Source organism: Planomicrobium sp. CPCC 101110, from assembly GCF_007859395.1.
Taxonomy (GTDB): domain Bacteria; phylum Bacillota; class Bacilli; order Bacillales_A; family Planococcaceae; genus Planococcus.
The window spans coordinates 479,028-498,502 of the sequence record NZ_VOHD01000003.1 but is presented as its reverse complement, the minus strand read 5'-3'; the positions used below and the strand labels follow the sequence as shown (position 1 = coordinate 498,502).

At 45.9% G+C, this 19,475-nt stretch carries 23 protein-coding genes and 1 pseudogene; 10 read left to right on the top strand and 14 right to left on the bottom strand.

The features are described from left to right. Positions 1–210 precede the first annotated feature (210 nt). The 3 genes from FQV30_RS02565 to FQV30_RS02555 all read right to left on the bottom strand — a co-directional run bounded on the left by FQV30_RS02565 (position 211) and on the right by FQV30_RS02555 (position 3,405). Positions 211–411: a hypothetical protein gene (locus FQV30_RS02565; RefSeq protein WP_255473354.1), complete on the bottom strand. Its 201-nt coding sequence runs from the start codon at positions 409–411 to the stop codon at positions 211–213. A gap of 130 nt (positions 412–541) precedes the next feature. After that, positions 542–2,650, bottom strand: a complete 2,109-nt coding sequence (locus FQV30_RS02560; protein ID WP_146498574.1) for a type IA DNA topoisomerase — start codon at positions 2,648–2,650, stop codon at positions 542–544. Between the two features lie 74 nt (positions 2,651–2,724). Beyond that, positions 2,725–3,405, bottom strand: coding sequence for a TrkA C-terminal domain-containing protein (locus FQV30_RS02555; protein WP_146498573.1), 681 nt, complete (start codon positions 3,403–3,405; stop codon positions 2,725–2,727). A gap of 132 nt (positions 3,406–3,537) precedes the next feature. On the opposite strand from FQV30_RS02555, the gene FQV30_RS02550 reads away from it, so the two are divergent. After that, the gene (locus tag FQV30_RS02550) at positions 3,538–4,230 is read left to right on the top strand and encodes an NAD(P)H-binding protein (RefSeq protein WP_146498572.1); all 693 of its coding nucleotides are present in this window, start codon (positions 3,538–3,540) and stop codon (positions 4,228–4,230) included. A gap of 87 nt (positions 4,231–4,317) precedes the next feature. Here FQV30_RS02550 and FQV30_RS02545 read toward each other — a convergent pair whose 3' ends face one another. The 3 genes from FQV30_RS02545 to FQV30_RS02535 form a co-directional block, all read right to left on the bottom strand. Then, the gene (locus FQV30_RS02545; RefSeq protein ID WP_146498571.1) at positions 4,318–4,791 is read right to left on the bottom strand and encodes an OsmC family protein; all 474 of its coding nucleotides are present in this window, start codon (positions 4,789–4,791) and stop codon (positions 4,318–4,320) included. A gap of 32 nt (positions 4,792–4,823) precedes the next feature. After that, positions 4,824–5,765, bottom strand: a complete 942-nt coding sequence (locus FQV30_RS02540; protein ID WP_146498570.1) for a carbohydrate kinase family protein — start codon at positions 5,763–5,765, stop codon at positions 4,824–4,826. A 188-nt stretch (positions 5,766–5,953) separates the two neighbouring features. After that, positions 5,954–6,757: a carbon-nitrogen family hydrolase gene (locus tag FQV30_RS02535; protein WP_146498569.1), complete on the bottom strand. Its 804-nt coding sequence runs from the start codon at positions 6,755–6,757 to the stop codon at positions 5,954–5,956. An 87-nt stretch (positions 6,758–6,844) separates the two neighbouring features. On the opposite strand from FQV30_RS02535, the gene FQV30_RS02530 reads away from it, so the two are divergent. Beyond that, a complete protein-coding gene (locus FQV30_RS02530; protein ID WP_146498568.1) occupies positions 6,845–8,008 on the top strand; it encodes a pyridoxal phosphate-dependent aminotransferase in 1,164 nt (387 codons plus the stop codon). Between the two features lie 75 nt (positions 8,009–8,083). On the opposite strand, the gene lepB is transcribed toward FQV30_RS02530, so the two are convergent. Continuing rightward, entirely contained in the window at positions 8,084–8,614 is a 531-nt protein-coding gene (lepB, locus tag FQV30_RS02525) for a signal peptidase I (RefSeq protein WP_186725500.1), read from the bottom strand. A gap of 139 nt (positions 8,615–8,753) precedes the next feature. Between lepB and FQV30_RS02520 the strand changes: the two genes are divergently transcribed. The 4 genes from FQV30_RS02520 (at position 8,754) to FQV30_RS02505 (ending at position 11,970) form a co-directional block, all read left to right on the top strand. Then, complete coding sequence (locus FQV30_RS02520; RefSeq protein ID WP_146498567.1) at positions 8,754–9,656, top strand: acetamidase/formamidase family protein; 903 nt, start codon at positions 8,754–8,756, stop codon at positions 9,654–9,656. Positions 9,657–9,667: 11 nt separating this feature from the next. Further along, on the top strand, positions 9,668–10,192 hold the full coding sequence (locus FQV30_RS02515; RefSeq protein WP_146498566.1) for a GNAT family N-acetyltransferase: 525 nt from the start codon (positions 9,668–9,670) through the stop codon (positions 10,190–10,192). A gap of 51 nt (positions 10,193–10,243) precedes the next feature. After that, complete coding sequence (locus FQV30_RS02510) at positions 10,244–11,266, top strand: SEC-C metal-binding domain-containing protein (protein ID WP_146498565.1); 1,023 nt, start codon at positions 10,244–10,246, stop codon at positions 11,264–11,266. Positions 11,267–11,466: 200 nt separating this feature from the next. Then, positions 11,467–11,970, top strand: coding sequence for a DUF421 domain-containing protein (locus tag FQV30_RS02505; RefSeq protein WP_146498564.1), 504 nt, complete (start codon positions 11,467–11,469; stop codon positions 11,968–11,970). A gap of 42 nt (positions 11,971–12,012) precedes the next feature. Here FQV30_RS02505 and FQV30_RS02500 read toward each other — a convergent pair whose 3' ends face one another. Next, a complete protein-coding gene (locus tag FQV30_RS02500) occupies positions 12,013–12,492 on the bottom strand; it encodes an acyl-CoA thioesterase (protein WP_146498563.1) in 480 nt (159 codons plus the stop codon). Between the two features lie 89 nt (positions 12,493–12,581). Here FQV30_RS02500 and FQV30_RS02495 point away from each other — a divergent pair, with 89 nt between their 5' ends. Beyond that, positions 12,582–13,406 carry an AAC(3) family N-acetyltransferase gene (locus tag FQV30_RS02495; protein ID WP_146498562.1) on the top strand — a complete coding sequence of 275 codons (825 nt, stop codon included), beginning with the start codon at positions 12,582–12,584 and terminating at the stop codon, positions 13,404–13,406. Between the two features lie 9 nt (positions 13,407–13,415). Here the strand turns inward: FQV30_RS02495 and FQV30_RS02490 are convergent, their stop codons facing one another. The 4 genes from FQV30_RS02490 to adh form a co-directional block, all read right to left on the bottom strand. Continuing rightward, positions 13,416–14,006, bottom strand: coding sequence for a Fic/DOC family protein (locus FQV30_RS02490; protein WP_146498561.1), 591 nt, complete (start codon positions 14,004–14,006; stop codon positions 13,416–13,418). Next, positions 13,999–14,184, bottom strand: a complete 186-nt coding sequence (locus tag FQV30_RS02485; RefSeq protein ID WP_146498560.1) for a hypothetical protein — start codon at positions 14,182–14,184, stop codon at positions 13,999–14,001. Before FQV30_RS02485 ends, FQV30_RS02490 begins: the two co-directional genes overlap by 8 nt. Before the next feature lie 197 nt (positions 14,185–14,381). After that, positions 14,382–14,744 carry a DUF779 domain-containing protein gene (locus FQV30_RS02480; RefSeq protein ID WP_146498559.1) on the bottom strand — a complete coding sequence of 121 codons (363 nt, stop codon included), beginning with the start codon at positions 14,742–14,744 and terminating at the stop codon, positions 14,382–14,384. Positions 14,745–14,766: 22 nt separating this feature from the next. Next, a complete protein-coding gene (adh, locus tag FQV30_RS02475) occupies positions 14,767–16,287 on the bottom strand; it encodes an aldehyde dehydrogenase (RefSeq protein ID WP_146499544.1) in 1,521 nt (506 codons plus the stop codon). A gap of 232 nt (positions 16,288–16,519) precedes the next feature. Between adh and rluF the strand changes: the two genes are divergently transcribed. The 3 genes from rluF (at position 16,520) to FQV30_RS02460 (ending at position 18,496) form a co-directional block, all read left to right on the top strand. Then, on the top strand, positions 16,520–17,227 hold the full coding sequence (gene rluF, locus FQV30_RS02470; RefSeq protein ID WP_146498558.1) for a 23S rRNA pseudouridine(2604) synthase RluF: 708 nt from the start codon (positions 16,520–16,522) through the stop codon (positions 17,225–17,227). A gap of 13 nt (positions 17,228–17,240) precedes the next feature. After that, positions 17,241–17,957: a DUF6904 family protein gene (locus tag FQV30_RS02465; protein WP_146498557.1), complete on the top strand. Its 717-nt coding sequence runs from the start codon at positions 17,241–17,243 to the stop codon at positions 17,955–17,957. 122 nt (positions 17,958–18,079) lie between these two features. Beyond that, positions 18,080–18,496 (top strand): hypothetical protein, encoded by a 417-nt coding sequence (locus tag FQV30_RS02460; RefSeq protein WP_146498556.1) that lies wholly within the window; start codon positions 18,080–18,082, stop codon positions 18,494–18,496. Between the two features lie 91 nt (positions 18,497–18,587). Here the strand turns inward: FQV30_RS02460 and FQV30_RS02455 are convergent, their stop codons facing one another. Both FQV30_RS02455 and FQV30_RS18100 read right to left on the bottom strand, forming a co-directional pair. Beyond that, a complete protein-coding gene (locus FQV30_RS02455) occupies positions 18,588–19,013 on the bottom strand; it encodes a CBS domain-containing protein (protein WP_146498555.1) in 426 nt (141 codons plus the stop codon). Positions 19,014–19,247: 234 nt separating this feature from the next. After that, positions 19,248–19,475 (bottom strand): annotated as a pseudogene (locus tag FQV30_RS18100) (polar amino acid ABC transporter ATP-binding protein); the annotation flags it as partial.

Below are 19,475 nucleotides of genomic sequence, written 5' to 3'. Positions count from 1 at the left end.
AAAAAAGCCGAAAAGAGTTCTCACATCGGAGAACTTCTTTTCGGCTTTGTTTACAGCTCTATCGTCTGTAACATTGAACCAATCTATATTGGGGGTTAAAGAATTACGCTGACAAACAAAGAAATATCTTCAAAATGGAAACACTATTGTTTTCCAAGTGCTTTAAGCATACTTGCTTCGGTTAGCGAAGTAAAGGAATATGTACCTGCTTTACTCAGTAAGATGAAATCCTTCCAATTGAATTCGTTTTGTCAGCTGGTCTGCCGATATTTGAGCCGGGTCATAAGTGATAGCGACTTCCCCTTCTTCAATATCCACCAATGCCCGCTCCACTTCTTCCATTTCAAGCAAAAAGGCTTCCAGCAATTGCAGCGGCTTTTCTTCGGTCGCTTCTTTTACGTAGATTGTCATTGTTTCCACAAAAATCATCCTTTCAAATTTCACTTTCTTTTCCATACCCTGAAAAGATAGAGGATAAAAGGTTTTTGATTCATTAAATAAGCATCGGAGATGAAAAATCTCCGATGCTAGTAAGCGTTGATCAAAATTCCATTTTTATTTTTCCTTCTTCAAGCAACAGCTTGGCATTGAACTTTTTGCCATTTTTCGAGACAAATCCTTTCAATACCGGTGTCTTGCCTTTGGTGCACAAATACTCGATTTGTTTGGCGGTCAGCCGCTTTTTCAAGAAGACAGCGGGAAACGACTGCTTGCAGCCATTCGCGTACTCCGTGCAGTTGTAATAGCCCTTGCTAGAGACAATCATGCCTTTTTTGCAAGTGGGGCAAAGCGCAATTTCCTCTTTTGATCCGGGCATCGCCATTTCTTCAGGCAAGCCGTTCTTCTGCATCTGGGCTGGTACTTCATCCAGTAATTTTTGGATAAACTTGCCGATGGTCGTAAGGAACACTTCTGATGAGCCTTCCCCATTGCCGATTTTCTTTAAATAGGTTTCCCATTTTGCGGTCATGGACGGGCTCGACAGCAAATTCCCTTCAATGGCCTGGCACAAGATCCGTCCTTTTCCGGTAATGGAGACGATGTTTTTGTTCACGGTAATGTATTCATGCCGTTTGATCGTCTCGATAATGCCGCTCCGGGTCGCCTCTGTGCCGAGTCCCTCAATTTCTTTTAGAATTTCGGTATCTTCCACATCGTCAACGAACTTTCCGCAAGTTTTCATCATGGCGATCAGCTGGCCTTCCGTATACGGTTTCGGCGGTGTTGTCATGCCTTCCTTGACCGCAACTTCGCTTTTCACCGCTTCTTGTTCCCTGAGTTCCGGAAGCGACGGTTCTTGCTTGGCATCCCGGGCAGCCGGGAACAATTCTTTCCAGCCCTGCTCAAGCTCTGTTTTGCCGGTCGTAAAAAACTCCAAGCCATTCACATTGGTCGTTACTTTCGTTTCCGCATAGCGGTAATCCCTATGGAACATCGCCAATGTCGTCCGCAGCACTTCTTCATACAGATTGCGCTCATCACGGGCCAAGCTTTCGAGCTTTCTGGCTGTCGGCAAGGTTTTTGTCGGGATGATGGCGTAGTGCTCCTGTACTTTCGCGTTGTCGACAAAACGTTTTTTCGGCGCTTTTGAAGCAATCGGAAAAGGGTTTCCGATCAATTGCTGATATGCTTCCACTTGGTTGGCCAAATACGCGAACTCGCTTGTCGTAATATGCTGCGCATCGGTTCTTGGATAACTGACAAGCTTTTTTTCGTATAGCCCTTGCATGACCGACAACACTTTGGAAGGGCTGTATTTCCACTTCCGATTCGCTGCTGCCTGCAAGGTCGACAGCGAATGCAGCTGAGGAGGGGGCGTCCGCTTTTCGGTCGTTTTCACTGAAGTGACTGTGCCATCGGCTTTACCGGAAATTCCGTGTTTGGAAAGCAGCTCCTCCGCTTCTTTCCGCTCTTTTGACTTCAACTTCGCTTTGCCCTTGTAGCGGCCTTTTTCCGCGTCAAAAATGCCTTCGATTTCATAGAATGGTTCAGGCACAAATGCTTCAATTTCTTTTTCCCGCTGATAAATCAGAAAAACCGTCGGCGTCTGCACCCGGCCGATGGCAAACACTTCGCGTATCCCTTTAGCCTGAAGCAAAAGCGAATACAATCGCGAGCCATTCATGCCGACCAGCCAGTCGCTGATTTGGCGAGCTCTCGCTTCCTCGTACAGCAGAAGGTCCTGCCGGTTATCGCGCAGTTCCTGAAACCCCTTACGTACTTCGTCCACTTCAAGCGAGTTGATCCACAGGCGCTTGATCGTCTTTCCTTTTGCCCCCGTCTGGTAATAAATGCTGTAAAAAATATTAGAACCTTCCCGGTCTACGTCACACGCATTGATCACGGTATCGGTTTGTTTGATAAGTTTTTTGATGACGCCAAATTGCTGGGCTTTCCCCCTCGCCACTTGAAACTGATAAGACGCCGGCAAAATAGGCAGCGCAGCAAGCGACCACTTGGCCCATTTCGGATCATAGGCTTTCGGTTCCCTCAACTCCACGAGATGGCCAATTCCCCAGGTGATGTATGCCCCTTCCGGAAAAATCGGGTTTGGGGCAATTTCTATATAGCCGTCGCGCTTGGTTGTTTTGAAGGCATCCGCATATGCTTTGGCCTGGCTTGGTTTTTCGGCCACAATTACTGGTTTCATTGTCTTCGTCCTTTCACGCATATCCTTTCTTTTATTGTACTCTTTTCGAAAGAGAAACAAAGGAATTTAACCGGCTATTTTCCACTCTCGGACAACATATCGCCGAATTCTTTCTTGATATGGTCCTTTTCACCGAAAATCATCACTTTATCACCGGCTTGCAGTTCTACATCAAATATGGACTTCCTCAAAATCACGTCGCCTCTCCGGATGAACAGCAAATGGAGATCCGCATCTTTCCGGATCAGTTCTTCAGAGGGAAGGCCCACGTATTTCGAATCTTCTTGGATGTACACAAGGGCCACCATGTCCTGTTCTTCTAATGATAAGGCCGTTTTAAGCGGCCAGTCTTCCAGGTCATATTCTTCATCCATTTCATGTTCAAATTTATCCGCTAAAAACCCATGGACCCACTTGCTCCGCAAAGCCAGGAAAACCACAAAGAGAGAACCAATGCCAGCCAGCATCCAATTGATTTGCAAATCATTCGATAAGATCGTTGCTATGGAAGAAATCATGACCGCCAGAGAAAAATACCCGAACAGTATTACCCCCGCACTGATTCTCCTGCGGATAGGATGGTCAATGATCAACGAAGCTTCGTCCGTGGTAAAACCGGTTGCCGTCAGCATGGAAATCACTTGGTAGCGGGCTATTTGTTTTTTGAGTCCGGTTGCTACAAAGAGCATTGTGGCAATTTCGATTACTAGCCACATGATGGACGCGTAGATTAAGATAAATTGAATTTCAAGCATATTTCTCCCCCATTCATTCCTATACGGGGCATATTCCCGTAAATAGAAGTTTAAAATCCTCCGAAAAAGAAATACTCCGTAGTATAATAAGAAAATACGAGTTGTTCCAGTGAAAAGAATGGAGAGAAACCTATGACAGTAAACAGCAGATCTGCTTTGCTTGCAGGAGCCAGTGGGCTGGTCGGAACCGAGTTGTTGCACGTACTGCTCGAAAATCCTGTCTATGAATATGTGAAAATCATGGTCCGAAAGCCGTTGGATGCCAAGCACCCTAAATTAGAGCAGGTCATTGTCGATTACGAAGAACTTGAAAACTACACGATTCATTTCAAGGTCCATGACGTATATTGCTGCTTGGGCACGACCATCAGGAAAGCCGGTTCCCAAGAAGCTTTCCGGAAAGTGGATTATGAGTACCCAGTTAGGCTTGCCAATATGTCGAGCGTCCACGGCGTCCAAAATTTCCTTATCGTTTCTGCTATTGGAGCGGATGCCGAATCGAAAGTTTTCTACAGCAAAACAAAAGGGGAGCTTGAAGAAAAGCTGAAAAAGCTTGAACTGCCGGCTCTTCACATTTTCCAGCCTTCGCTGCTGCTCGGCAATCGGCAAGAGTTTCGCTTAGCTGAAAAAGCGGCAAGTGTTTTGAGCCCGATTTTCAGCCCTTTCCTTACCGGCCCTTTGCAGAAATACAAACCTGTCAGTGCGAGAAGCGTCGCTAACGCCATGTATGCAGCCGCTCAAACAAACCAGACCGGCATTTTCACTTATCCTTCAGACCAGATTAAAAAAATTAGCCAGCAGCCCTTGCAAGAGCTAAAAAGATGAGGCCGGAAAATCCGGCCTCATCTTTTTTTATGGAAATCATCTGAATTATTTTGGAAGCTGCAAACTGCAGCTGTCTTGGTTAGGCAGTCAATGGTTGACTGTTTCTGCAGTTTTTTCTGCAGCTTTGATATCAGCCTGCAATTCAATTTCCACATTGCCTTTGATGGCCCGGCTGATCATGCATGAAGCCTCCGCTTTTTCGGCAAGCTTTTGCGCCAAAGAAAAATCGCGGTCTGAAGCATCGGCTTTCAGCACAACACGCGGTCTATGGATAATGCGTTCGTAAGTGATGACGCCATTTGTTACATCAACGATTCCTTCTGACTCCATCGTCAATGACTCTTTGTCCAGGTTGCTCCGCTCCATCATCGCCGCAAGTGTGATGATATAGCATGTTGCGGCAGCGCCAAGCAGCATTTCATCAGGATTGGTCCCGACTCCCGGCCCATCCATTTCCGGTGGAATTGAAATTTGTGTTTTTAAGTTGCCTGCCTCAATGTCCCCGACATCGTTGCGGAGGCCAGGCCAATTTGCTTGTAAATGAAAACTGTGTTTTGCCACTTTGATCTCTCTCCTATCGTTTGCTTTATACTTCAGCGGTTCAGTCGTTCCAACTCTTCAATTCTAGGCATTGCAGTAAGTGCACCCGCTTTTGTCGCACAAAGCGCGCCAAGCTTATTGGAGAACGAAGCGCATTCAATCACTTCCTGCCTGGTTCCAGGCATGCCATTCAAATGTATATGGCGGATGGTTCCCGCTACAAACGCGTCTCCAGCTCCTGTTGTATCCACTGGCTTCACCGGTATAACCGGTACATGAAAAACTTCCCCTTCAAACAAAGCGAAAGTTCCGTTTTCCCCGTCCGTCAGGAAAACAAGCGGGATATTAAAATCCGCCAGGCGCGCAATGCCTTCTTCCATCGAGTCCGTCTCCATCAAAAATGCCAGTTCATCCGTTGTCACTTTCAGCACATCGGTAGTTTGCAGGAATTTTCGGGCTGTATCCCGGCTGCGTTGTTCGCTGTCCCAGCGGAGCGGCCGAATGTTGGCATCGAACGAACAGATCACACCGTTCGCCTTTGCCAGTTCCACTGCTTTTTCCGTTGTTTCCAGTGCCGTCGGATGGAACATAGTGCCGGAACAGATATGAAAGACACTGGCATGTTCAAATGCTTCTTTTTGAAGGTCCCTTGAAGTTACCTGGATATCTGGAGTCTCATTGACATACTCCGCAAAAATCCGGTCATATTCAGGTGTCAGATGGATGAAAACTCCGCTCACCCGCTTTTCCGGAACCATTATGGATGGATCAAGGATCACGTTCTCTTTTTCAAGTTCCCCGCGGACGAAAGCGGACGTTTCATCATCCCCTGTTACAGTGATGAATGCAGAAGGCACGCCAAGGCGGCTGACTCCTGCTGCGACGTTCACTGTTGCACCGCCAAGATGGCGAGTGAACGAATCATTGTTTGTATTGTTTGCTATATAATCCACAAAAGCATCCCCATACGTAAGGACGTGCTTTGAATTGGTCATTGGTTTGCCTCCACCCCATCAGCCCGCATTTCACGCGCCTCAAAAGTTCTTTTTTTTGCTCATTTCGTATAATTCTATCATAAAACCCACTCAGATTCCTTATAGTAAATCTGTAACAACATAGATTAGAAATAGCTTCTTTATCATACGATAAAAGAAAAACATTGGGGAAGGCAATTTTGCCTGCTTTACTTCAACCGATCGGCTTTCAGTGCTTTTTCATATAATTTCTCCCGACGATCGTCAAACACAGGAATCCGTCCGCGAACTTCGTCCACTTCGTTCAAGTCGATTTCGGCATAGCCAATAGTTTCTTCTGCTCCCAATTGCATGCGGATTTCCCCCCATGGGGCAATAACCATCGAGTTGCCGCCGAATTCATTTTTCGGATCGCTTCCAGCGCGATTGACCGCCACAATAAAACACTGATTTTCAATTGCCCGGGCTTGAAGCAATACGCGCCAATGATCGATTCGTGCCGCTGGCCACTCTGCCGGCACAAACATGATTTGGGCTCCGTTCAGCGCATGGGCACGGATCCATTCCGGAAAACGGATATCATAGCAGATAACTCCGCCGCATGTGACGCCATCCAATTCGAAAAGATTCAGCGAATTTCCCGCTTTCATATATATATGTTCATCCATCAGCCCGAATAGATGGGCTTTATCATATTCTCCGATAACGTCGCCGTTTTTGTCGGCGATATGCATCGTATTATAGAAGGAGCCGTTTTTTCGGGTGGACACTGATCCCCCTACTACATGCACTTGATGTTTTTTAGCGAAATCCGCAATAAAAGCTTTTGCCTTTTCCTCTCCATCTGCCAGCTCCTGTAAGTCAGTTAGCGCATAGCCGGTATTCCACATTTCCGGCAAAACGATAATATCCGCTCCGTTGTCTTTTGCCTCGGCCATTTTTTCAGCCAACCGGCTAAAATTCGTTTCCGGTTGCCCGAATGCGATATCAAATTGTATGCATGCAATTTTCATATGTTTTTCCTCCAGTAGACAAGTTACTTTAAACTCTATAAGATTTGGAGTAGATGCGCAATTATTTAGAAAATGAGGGACATTCGAATGGAATTTTCAAAACGGTTACAACAATTACCCGATCAATTTTTCGCTTCTCTTGCAGCCAAAACCAACAGCGCCATTGCAGAAGGCCGCGACATCATCAACTTAGGGCAAGGCAATCCAGACCAGCCGACTCCTTCTCATATCGTCAAAGCCATGCAAGAAGCGGTGGCTGACCCAAAAAACCATAAATACTCACCTTTCCGCGGCATTCCGGAATTGCGTCAAGCCGCGGCTGATTTTTATAAACGGGAGTATGGCGTCCTTATCGATCCCGATACAGAAGTCGCGATACTCGGAGGCACTAAGATCGGATTAGTAGAACTGCCGCTCGCTTTGATGAACCCTGGCGACTTGCTGTTGCTGCCCGATCCGGGATATCCCGATTATTTATCCGGAGCCCCGCTTGCAGATGTCGAATTTTCTTTAATGCCGCTCAAAGCCGCTAACGGCTTTTTGCCGGATTATGAAGAATTGGAGCAAACTGTCTTGCAGCGGGCAAAATTGATGTATTTGAACTACCCGAACAATCCAACTGGCGGTGTGGCCACTAAAGAGTTTTTTGATGAAACAGCCGCTTTTGCAAAACAGAACGGCATCGGAGTTGTCCATGATTTCGCTTATGGAGCTATCGGCTTCGATGGCCAAAAGCCGCCGAGCTTTCTTCAAACAGAAGGCGCAAAAGAAATCGGCATCGAGATGTATACCTTGTCCAAAACCTACAATATGGCGGGATGGCGTATCGGTTTCGCTGTTGGCAATGCCAAGATGATCGAATCGTTGAACCTGATCCAAGACCACTTGTTTGCCGGCCTGTCCCCTGCCCTTCAAGTCGCAGCGGCAGCCGCTTTAACCGGCGATCAGCGATGCGTCGACGAACTTGTGGGAACTTATGAAAAACGCCGGGAAGTACTTGCAGTTGAGTGCGCCCGCATCGGCTGGAAAATCCAAGCTCCCAAAGGTTCTTTTTTTGCTTGGCTGCCCATCCCGGAAGGGTTTACCAGTGTCGAGTTCAGCAATTACCTGATGGATCATGCAGATATTTCCGTTGCTGCAGGAAGCGGCTTTGGCGCCAGCGGAGAAGGATATGTCCGTGTCGGCCTGCTCGTGGACGAGCCACGAATCGCAGAGGCAATCGGGCGCATCGAAAAATTGAATTTGTTTTAGTTCTGCTGCAAAAACTGCCTTTCGCTTGAATGGCAGTTTTTTTATCGTCAAAAGACCGGACATTCCCGGACCTTGCTAAAGTGGTCCCATATGTTTTGCCGGCGCAATGCGGAATTTCGCTTCCCCAACCACGGATTTTTCCAATATAAATCCGAAAACTCGTGAATCCACGCTATTCAGCCGGTTATCTCCAAGCACATAATAAGAACCGGAAGGAACTCTGAATTCCGGGAAATCTTCCGTCAACCGTATATACCCTTGTTTTTTTGCCAGCCTTAAATTTTCTTCCAAGTATGGTTCCGCTACCGCCCGGCCATTGAGAAACAATTGATCGTCTTTCATTTTTATGAGGTCGCCTGGTGTTCCGATTACACGTTTAATCAGATTCTTCCCGTTCGGAGCCACAAAAACAACCAAATCAAAATTAGCGACCCGGCTAATTTTGGTCAATATCACCTTATCGTCTTCCTCAATTGTCGGCATCATCGATTTGCCATGCACTTCTACCGGTTCAAACAAAAATTGCCTGGTGGCCACGACTATCAAAGCCGTCAGAAAAATGACTTTCATCCAAGAAATCATCAAATTCACTGGATTCCCATACACAGGAAAGCCCCCTTCCAACTTCTAATCTTTTTCTCCCTTTATGTTACTACAGCTTTTTAAACCTTGCACTTGGAGCTTTACTATTCGCTTCACCAGTTGCTACAATTATTAAAATATTACAAAAAAGGAGTGTTCCTTTATGAAAACCTTATCAAGGCAAGATGTTATTTATGCCTTTTCCCGCCTGAACAAGCCAGTGATGCATGTACAACCCGGTGATACAGTCACTATTGAAACATACGACTGTTTCAAGAACCAGCTAACCTCCCCAGAGCAGGAAGTCGCGGCTATAGATTGGAACGAAATAAATCCTGCCACTGGCCCAATCTTCATTGAAGGAGCTGCTTATGGCGATCTTCTGAAAGTAACGATTGACGAGCTGGAAATCGGCGATCAAGGCGTTATGGTAACCGGGCCCGAGCTCGGCGTCATGGGCCACCGAATGGAAAAAATGGAATCCAAGATCATTCCGATTGCTGAAGGCAAAGCGATTTTCAATGAGCAATTGCAATTGCCATTGAATCCGATGATCGGGGTGATCGGCGTTGCGCCCGAAGGAGAACCTGTTTCTTGCGGAACCCCCGGCGCCCATGGAGGCAACATGGACACAAAACTGATTACCAAAGGCGCTACTTTGTATTTCCCTGTATTTACGGATGGGGCACTTTTCGCCTTAGGAGATTTCCATGCAGCGATGGGAGATGGCGAAGTCAGTGTTTCCGGCATTGAAGTGCCAGGCCGCGCAACCGTAACGTTTGATGTTGTCAAAGGCCTCCATTCCAAATACCCGGTCCTGCAGAATGCAGATGGTGTGGCGCTGCTTGTTTCCGCCATGACGCTTGATGAAGCGGTAAAAATTGCCGTGGAGGAAATGATCGACCTCCTGCTGCCGCATACCGATCTGACTGTCAGTGAAATGACGATGCTGATGAGTGCTGCCGGAGAAACACAAATAAGCCAAGTGGTCGATCCGCTTGTAACCGTTCGCTTTTTCGTACCGCAGCCCATTCTTGATTCCCTTGACATCAATTTGTTCGCCTAGGAGGAATTCGCTTGTTTACGGGAGAGAAAATTTGCTTGACCGCGATGAAAGAAGAAGATTTGCCCATCTACCGAGTATGGAACAGCGAAATGGGCTTTGGCCGCAATTACAATTCCAGCCCGATCCGCGAAATTTCCGAGAAGCAGGCGGAAGAATGGTTCCGGCAAGATTCTGAGCGCGATTTCCGTTTTTCCATCCGCCCGGTCAAACTGGATACATTCCTCGGTGTCTGTGCAATCGAAGATATACAATGGACCCATCGAGTCGGCTGGATTTCCATAGCCCTCGGGACCGACTACCAAGGAAAAGGCTATGGAACGGAAGCGATGGAGATATTGTTGAACTACGCTTGGAATGAGCTTAACCTCCATCGCGTCCAGCTCACTGTTTTTGAATACAACAAACCAGCAATCGCCATGTATGAAAAACTCGGATTTAAAAAAGAAGGCGTTTACCGGGAATTTCTGCAGCGGGATGGCAAGCGTTTCGATATGTATTTGTATGGCCTATTAACGTCAGAATCATCCGACTTTTGAGTGGAGCTCAATTTTATGTTACACTCAAGAAAAAATTGTAGGTGATTGTAAATGGTAGGAAGAAACGACCCATGCCCATGCGGCAGCGGCAAAAAATATAAAAAGTGCCACGGCAACGTGCAAGCAGTATCCATTAATGACTTGGTGAATGATGAACTTTTTAAAGTGCGCCAGTTATTTTTCTCTGAAAATCCGAATCAGCAGCAGCTTGCAAGCTTCCGTGAGCTTCAACAGGAATGGCAGCCCCGTTTGATGCAATCGATGGCTGAAAACGATGCGCAAGCCTTCGTGATCGAGAATTTCCTGTTCATGAAAAAACCGGAACTATGGCAGGAATTCCTGGTAAAACAAATTGAATTGGCTCAACGCCCAATCACAAAAGACGTTCTTACAAACTGGAAAAATGTGAAAGTCTTCCTTGGCCAATTGGTGGAAGGCGATTTGGAGACAGCCAAACTGAAAGACGCGTTTACAGGAGAAGAATACGTGATGACCGACCAGCCGCCGACAGACATGGAAAACGGCCAAGGCCTTCTTGCCATCATGCTGCCTGATTCCCGCGCCGGCGCTAATGGCGTCTTGTTCCTCAATGGTTATTTGACGGTTGTTGGTGAATTCGCTCCATTCTTCGAGAAGCTTCAAGCAAAAATGGCGGAAGCTGGCGCAACTGCCGGTGAACGTTATTTGCATGAAAATTATTTGACTGTTGTGGAACACATCGTTCAATATTCTACAGGCCCTGTAGAAAAACATGCGCAATTGTCCCCGGAACATGACGGAGTAATGGTTGAACTTGCGAAACATATTGAAACAGCCAATTTTGACGAAGAAACTGTCGGCAATGTGACCAGCATCATGAACAGTTATCTTACAAGCCAGCAGCCTGCTGTGCAAAAACCGGAAGCGCTTGTTGCCGGTTTCTGGAGATTTTTACAAGACAATGAACTTATCCAAGGACCTATGCTTTCTTCAAAAGATTTGAGTGAAAAATTCGGCGTTGCTACCAGCACCATCTTGAAACGCTCAAAAGAATTCAATTCTTATTTTGATGAGCTGTTAGTTAAAAGCAATTAATAAAAAGACGAATCCTTTGGATTCGTCTTTTTCTATCAAGTTATCCACTATTCATTGAATAAGCAAAGCAATCAAGCATATTTATCAACATTCTCAAAAAGTTGTCCAGTAATTGTGTGGACAATTTAGAAAAAATACAATTATTCACATGTGGATAAGTAATTTTTCTTCAGTTATCCACACTTTAAGGAGGCGGAACAATGTTCGAAATTACTTGGGACAGTTTTGTACGAATGATAACCGTTGGAACACTGGCATATATCGGACTCATCTTGTTTCTGCGCATTTCCGGAAAGCGGACTTTAACAAAATTGAATGCTTTCGACCTGGTAGTGACAGTTGCGCTGGGTTCTACCCTTTCAACAATCTTATTGGACAGCAAGCTCACTTTGTTTGAAGGGCTGACTGCTTTCGCACTGCTGCTCTTGCTCCAATATGTCATTTCTTTTGGGTCGGTTCATTTCAGTTGGTTCAACAAACTGATCAAATCAGAGCCTAAATTGCTTTATTTGAATGGTGAATTTTTGCGCAGTGCGATGAAAAAAGAGAGAATAACAGAGATTGAAATCCTTCAAGCTATCCGCAGTTCCGGTTCAGGCTCCACATCCGAAGCGAAAGCTGTCGTTTTAGAAACTGATGGCAGCTTGTCAGTCATTAGCAGCAAACCTGAAGATGCATTGGAGAATGTTAAAACACCAAAATAAAACAGTGTTCCGGAATTGTCCGGAACACTGTTTTTTTACTGATTAGACTTTTGGCGCTTTCACCCGGTTTTTCCGGTACTCCCTGCGCGCAGGAGCCGTTTCGAAAAACATTTTCTCGCCTTCTGATTCCGGCAATACCGGCGGCACCGGCGTCGGTTTCCCGTCTGCCCCCATTGCCACCATGGTCAGGAACGATTCGGTTGTCAATTTTTCTTCACCGGTCTCTAAATTATGGGATTTGACCCGTACATATACTTCCATTGAGGTACGCCCGGTCGATATCACATTCGCCTCAAGTTCGAGGACATCTCCAACACGCGCTGAAGAAAGAAAATCGACCGAGTCAATCGAAGCGGTGACCACTACTTGCTGGCGGGCGTGTTTCATAGCAGTAATAGCTGCAATTTCATCTATATATGCCAGTACTTTTCCTCCGAAGATGGAATCCATATGGTTGGTATCTGGCGGCAACACCAATTTTGTCTGTATTGTGCGTGATTCTTTCATTGGAATTGCTTCCATTTTATCCACTCCTTTTCTTAATGCTAACTCGGCTTTATAGAAACAGCAAATTCCTCTTGTGGTATATTGATATTCAAGGAGGGGCATCTATGACAGAACTGCTGCGAATTTTAAATACACCTGAATTTCAATCGAAAGATTCCTTGAAAAAACAACTTAGCCAGCTTGGAATCAAAGCCGGCGATTCGATTATTGTCCATTCTTCCTTAAAATCCATGGGCTGGATTGCCGGCGGTGCACAAGCCGTTGTTGAATCACTGATGGAAACGGTCACCGGGGAAGGCACAATCGTCATGCCGTCCCAATCAGCCGATAATTCCGATCCTCGCTATTGGATGGAGCCGCCAATCCCCGAAAACTGGCATCAGCCCCTGCGGGAGTCGCTGCCAGCCTATGACCCTCATTTAACAGGCCTGAGAGGGATGGGGAAAATTGCCGAATGCTTTCATCGGCACCCTTCAACAATACGCAGCCCGCACCCAAGCCATTCATTCATGGCATGGGGCAAAAAAGCTGCTGAATGGATGAGTGAACATCCGCTTGAAGATTCATTCGGCATGGGCTCGCCGCTCGGCAAAATGCTGCAGGCTGAGGTTAAAATCATGCTGATTGGAGTCGGATTTGATTCATGCACAGCCCTCCATTTGGCTGAATTCCTGCAAGAGAACCGGACAGCGTCCCCCCAAGGCGCCGCCGTCAGCGAAGACGGCAAGCGTATCTGGCGGACATACGATTGTGTCGATACGGATTCTGAACGATTTCCGGAACTCGTTAAAGATTATACTGGAATTATCTTAAAAGGAAAGCTTGGACAAGCTGAGGTTCAATTTACAGCCATGCAGCCTTTGGTTGAATTTGGAGTTGAATGGCTGAAAAACAATCCGCTTCCATGTGAAAGGCCGGCTCATGGATGAGCCGGCCTTTCACATGGAAATGATTTCATTTAACAATTTTTCCAACCGATCGTTGTTCAAATTGAAAGAATCCACAAACGCGTTGATGATTTCTGCCGGCTCCGGCACTTTCTCCCAGCTCAATTGATGACCGGCATTCAAAAGCAGCTGCCTGGCAAATTCCCTCAATGTGCGCCCGTTCCCCTCCCTGAATGGATGGAGTGCGTTCAATTCGGCTAAATAGTAGGCCAGCCTTGGAATCAACTGCTCACGGGGCAGATCTTTCAAGTAACTTTCTTCTGCCAATTCATCAAAAATTTTATTCAGCTGAGGTTCGATAAAATCGGGATGCGCAAAAGAGGACGAGCCTTTAGAGATCATTTCTTTCCGCAATTCTCCAGCAAATGGATAAACATCTTTTAAAATACCATGATGAATCGCCAGAAATGCCTCTTTATCCAAAGGATTTCGAGGTTTTTGCATCTGCATCTCGGACAAGCGGAAAAGCGTATACACTTTCTCCACTTCTTTCAATTTCTCTTCATCTTTCAAGCCAAACACGTTGATCAAGACATTGGTATCCGGGTAGCAGTACATCGAGGTATGCCGATATTTAGACATTGAACTTCATTTTGATGGCTTGATGGAATTGAGCTTCCGTTTGTTCACCAGTCAGTACCGACAAAACAAATTTCTGGTCCTCACTTGTCACTTTGAACCCTTCCGTTATAAGGGAATGTGACGCATAAGAAAGCGCATGAGCGGCTTGTTCTCGGGAAACCCCGTTGGCTAATTTCATCGATTTCACAACCACCTTTCATTCTCCGATTATAGCATTTTTCTATTGCATTTTCCATTGGAAACCTTATTCTTACAAGGTTTCTTGTTCTTTTAGTATGGAAAAAACGGCAATCAGAAAAGATTACTGGAACACTTTCAATTCAATTCAATCCATTTTCAAAAGCAGAAAACCGGATGCATTTGCATCCGGTTTTCTTATGCTTGCTGCTGCAATTCTTTTGTTTCCTCTGCAGTGAAAGCGCGTGACCTTGTCAAAAATCGTTTGCCTTCCACACCTTCAAGCGAGAACATTCCGCCTCGCCCATCTACAACGTCGATGATCAGCTGCGTATGGCTCCAGTAGTCGAATTGGTTTTTATGCATGTAGAACTTGCAGCCGCCGATTTCACCAAGCAGCACATCTTGGTCCCCGAGAAAAAGGTCTCCTTCCGGATAACACATCGGAGAGCTTCCGTCACAACAGCCTCCAGACTGATGGAACATGAGCGCCCCATGTTTGCTCTTCAAAAGGTCAATCAACTCCAGCGCTGCATCTGTTGCGGTAACGCGTTCGACCATTGCCTTTCACCTTCTTTCTGAATCAGAAGAACCCGAGCTTGTCTTCGCTGTAGCTTACGAGCATGTTTTTTGTTTGCTGATAATGCTCCAGCATCATTTTGTGGTTTTCGCGGCCGATACCGGACATTTTGTAACCGCCGAATGCTGCGTGCGCAGGGTATTGGTGATAGCAGTTCGTCCATACACGGCCTGCCTGGATGCCGCGGCCAAAACGGAATGCGGTATTCGTATCGCGCGTCCAAATCCCCGCCCCTAATCCGTATAATGTGTCATTCGCAATTTCCAGCGCTTCTTCTTTGGTCTTGAATGTTGTTACCGATACGACCGGCCCAAAAATCTCTTCTTGGAAAATGCGCATCTTGTTGTTTCCTTTAAACACAGTAGGCTTGATATAGTAGCCTTCCGCCAAGTCGCCGTCGAGCATATTGCGGTCGCCGCCAGTCAGTACTTCAGCGCCTTCCTGCTTGCCGATATCCAAATAGGACATGATTTTTTCCATTTGCTCCTGTGAAGCTTGGGCACCCATCATTGTGTCCGGATCTAACGGATTCCCGATTTTAATGGCTTCTACGCGTTTGATTGCACGCGCTATGAATTCATCATAGATATCTTCGTGAATAAGCACCCGTGAAGGGCATGTACAAACCTCGCCTTGGTTTAATGCGAACATGACGAAGCCTTCGATTGCCTTATCCAGGAAAGCATCATCTTGGTCCATGATGTCCTTAAAGAAAATGTTCGGTGATTTGCCTCCAAGTTCCAGTGTTACCGGTATCAAGTTCTGGGAAGCATATTGCATGATCAAACGGCCGGTTGTCGTTTCGCCAGTAAATGCAATTTTACTGATGCGCGGGCTTGAAGCCAGCGGTTTCCCAGCTTCCAAGCCGAAACCATTTACGATATTCACAACACCCGGCGGCAACAGATCCCCAACCAATTCTGCCCAGACAAGAATGCTTGCAGGGGTCTGTTCAGCCGGCTTCAATACGACACAGTTACCTGCTGCAAGCGCCGGCGCCAATTTCCAGGTAGCCATAAGCAATGGGAAGTTCCATGGTATGATTTGCCCGACGACACCAAGCGGCTCATGGAAGTGGTACGCAACCGTATCCGCGTCAATTTGGCTGATTGATCCTTCTTGTGCGCGTATTACTCCCGCAAAATAGCGGAAATGGTCAATCGCCAGCGGCAAATCGGCATTCAGCGTTTCGCGGACTGCTTTTCCGTTATCCCAAGTTTCGGCAACTGCCAGCATCTCGAGGTTCTGTTCCATGCGATCGGCAATTTTTAACAGGATATTTGACCGCTCCGTAACGGACGTGCGTCCCCAAGCATCTTTTGCAGCATGTGCAGCATCCAGCGCCAATTCCACATCTTCTGCAGTAGAACGGGCAACTTCAGTGAACTTTTTGCCGTTGACCGGTGATACATTATCAAAGTATTGTCCTTTTACCGGCGCTTTCCATTCACCATTTATGAAGTTTTCATATCTGCTTTTAAATTTGCTTTTTGCCCCTTCGCTGTTCGGTGAAGCATAAACCATTACCATTTTGTTTCCTCCCCTTTGATTAAGATTGCCGAACAGTATGCGCTTACATTTTCATTCGAAAAGTTAGCGCAAACACACGGCTTCTCTTTCATATTGTCAAACTTATCGAAAAATTGCAATAGTTTTTTCCTAATAAATTTCCATTTGCTTGTGTTCGTTTTGTTAAATGCTGATTGAGGGTATAATATTAAAATAAAAGTTAAATTACAAACGAAGGGAATTTCAAATGCGAATCAATAAATTTTTAAGCGAAACTGGAATTACATCTCGCCGTGGAGCAGATAAATATATAGAAGCCCAACGAGTGACAATAAACGGCAAAGCCGCTGAACTGGGCAGTAAAGTGGAACCGGGCGACGAAGTCAAGGTGGATGGAAAAATCATTGAGCAGCCTAAACAGCAATATGTCTACATTGCCCTTAACAAACCGGTCGGCATTACGAGCACAACAGAACGCCATATTGAAGGCAATATCGTTGACTTCGTCAACCACTCCGAACGCATTTTCCATGTTGGGCGATTAGATAAAGATTCCGAAGGGTTGATTTTGTTAACCAACGATGGAGATATCGTCAACGAAATTTTGCGGGCGGAAAATGAACATGAAAAAGAATACATTGTAAAAGTGGATATGCCTATAACAGATTCTTTCATCAAAAAAATGGAGGCAGGCGTAGAGATCCTCGAAACAAAAACGCTCCCCGCTAAAGCGGAAAAGCTGGCGAAATACACATTCCGCCTGACTATCCGACAAGGACTGAACCGTCAAATCCGCCGCATGTGCACCGCTCTCGGATACGAGGTCCGAAGCTTGAAAAGAATCCGCATTATGAACATCCATCTGGGTGATTTGCCTGTCGGACAATGGCGGGATTTAACTGACGCGGAGCGGGAAGAGTTGTTTAAGCAATTGAATTACACACCAAAACGCTGAGGAGGATCCGCTTGTGCTAACGATTACTAATACACCGCATCATACGGGAGTTAAAATCAGCGGCGATTATTTTGATTTGGATGGATTGAACCAAGCCATCTATCACGTAATCGGCGAGGAAGAAAAGTATTATGATTACACTGGCGCCAGAATGCGCCTTCTTAGCGTTTCATATGCTATTCGACAGGCGGCACAAGGGAGCCGCAATATTGAAACTGTATTTAATGGATTTCATGAACATGTGAAAAAGCAACATAATTTCATTGCGCCAGACAAGAACATCTATTTTTCCGTTGAAATACTTTGGCCCGAAATATTGTTTGCAGCTCTTGCTTTGAGGGACTTTTCCCTTTTGCACCGGAAGGAAGTGCAGAATCCGGAATGGAATTTCCATCTCCACACTATCGCCCATTTCCAGTCATTGATTCTTGATTGCTTACATGGCCAGATCGGCGAGAAAGATTACCAAGCCCTCCTTCAAGCATTCAGCTCAGCAACACCTATGAAAGATTACGCAATTCAATACATCGATTTTTTGAACCTTCAATATATTGGCCTGACCGCATTGCAGCGCGAGAAAATATTGCCCGCCATTGCAGCAAAAATTGCTGCAAAAGATCAAGACTACCTGTCTTTTCGCAAGCAAGTATTGGCTGTGGCAAATCCAGCAAAAAAAGCGATTCATGAAATACCTTTTCAAGCTGATTATCCGGAAACTATTGTGTGGTAATAGCCGACGCCAAACGGCGGAAAGCTGTTTGATATTATGATTTCAGGAGTTTTCGTTTAAGCCTCGACTTTTAAAGGGTATGTTGTAGTATGAGGTTTTTATAACGTTTAGGAGTGATGATGATGAACAAATTGCTCTTTTTGTTTTCGCTTTCGTTGCTGCTGGGGGCATGCGGAAATGATGAAAATGCCAGTACAACCCAAGAAAGCGAAACAGAAGTTTCAGCTCCTGAAGGAGAATTAGATCCCACATCACCTGAAGAAGCGGATGAAGCAGAACCGGCCACCTTTGCAGCATTGGCAAACGGTGAGATTCCGGACGGGGAACCTGTAAGTTTAACCGGTACTGTAGAAGAATTAACGGATGATAACGCTTTTCCCGCTTTTATACTGACTGATGGAGACCAACAAGTATATGTACGGAATATGGCTGAAACCGCAGTCGCTGTCGGGGATACTGTCACTGTGCAAGGCATCTATGAAGGCCAGGCCGAAGAAAATATGCCGCTTGTTTCCGTAGATATTATTGAAACGCCATAATAAGTCAAAAGCCGGCTCCTTGGAGCCGGCTTTTAAGATTGCCATCGCTTAACTGTGTATGGATCGAAAAAAAGTTGCTATGATCTCGCCTTTATCTGTCCGGTTCTGCCGGTTCTGACACATCATCCAATGCGACTTCGGCATTGTCGTAAGTTTCATCTTTTACTGCAATATCCCCTAAAGAGACAATGCCGACCAGGCGGTTGTTTTCAACTATAGGCAAACGGCGAATTTGGTGCTGGGACATAAGATTAGCAGCGTCTTCAACAGACATGTCAACATTGCCAGTCACAGGCTCAGAAGATATGATTTCAGAAATGGGACGATCTAAAGACAATTGATCTGCTATTGCCCGGACAACAATATCCCGGTCTGTGACTATCCCGATCAATTTGTCGCCTTCGGCAACAGGGATTGAACCTACATCCAGATCTCTCATTCTTGTCGCAACTTCCTGGATTGTTGCTTGCGGTGAACAAGCATCTACATCCGGCGTCATGATATCCGCAATCTTCATTTTTTATGCCTCCCATTCAATCTGATATGTTCTTTCCTGAAAGACTTGACCCGTTTCTAAAGACGGCTGTTTCTTGCTGTATCTGTGCCATTAGTTTCCTTTGTCCTTAGTCCGCCATGCCTCCCTTCGTTTCCTCTAGTATTCTTTAACCGATTTTCCAATTTAAAAACGTATCCAAACAAGAAAAAGGCGCCGGTTCATATAACCAGCGCCTTTCGGAAATAGCATGTCCGCCTACTCGACCAATTGGATAAATTGACGAGTGCGTTCGTTTTTTGGATTTTCGAAAAAAGTCTTGGGATCGGCTGATTCAATCACTTTCCCTTTATCAAGCATGATAATGCGGTCAGCCACTTCTTTCGCAAATTTCATCTCATGGGTTACAACAACCATCGTCATTCCCTCTTCAGCCAGCTGCTTCATGACTTGCAGCACTTCACCTACCAGTTCCAGGTCAAGTGC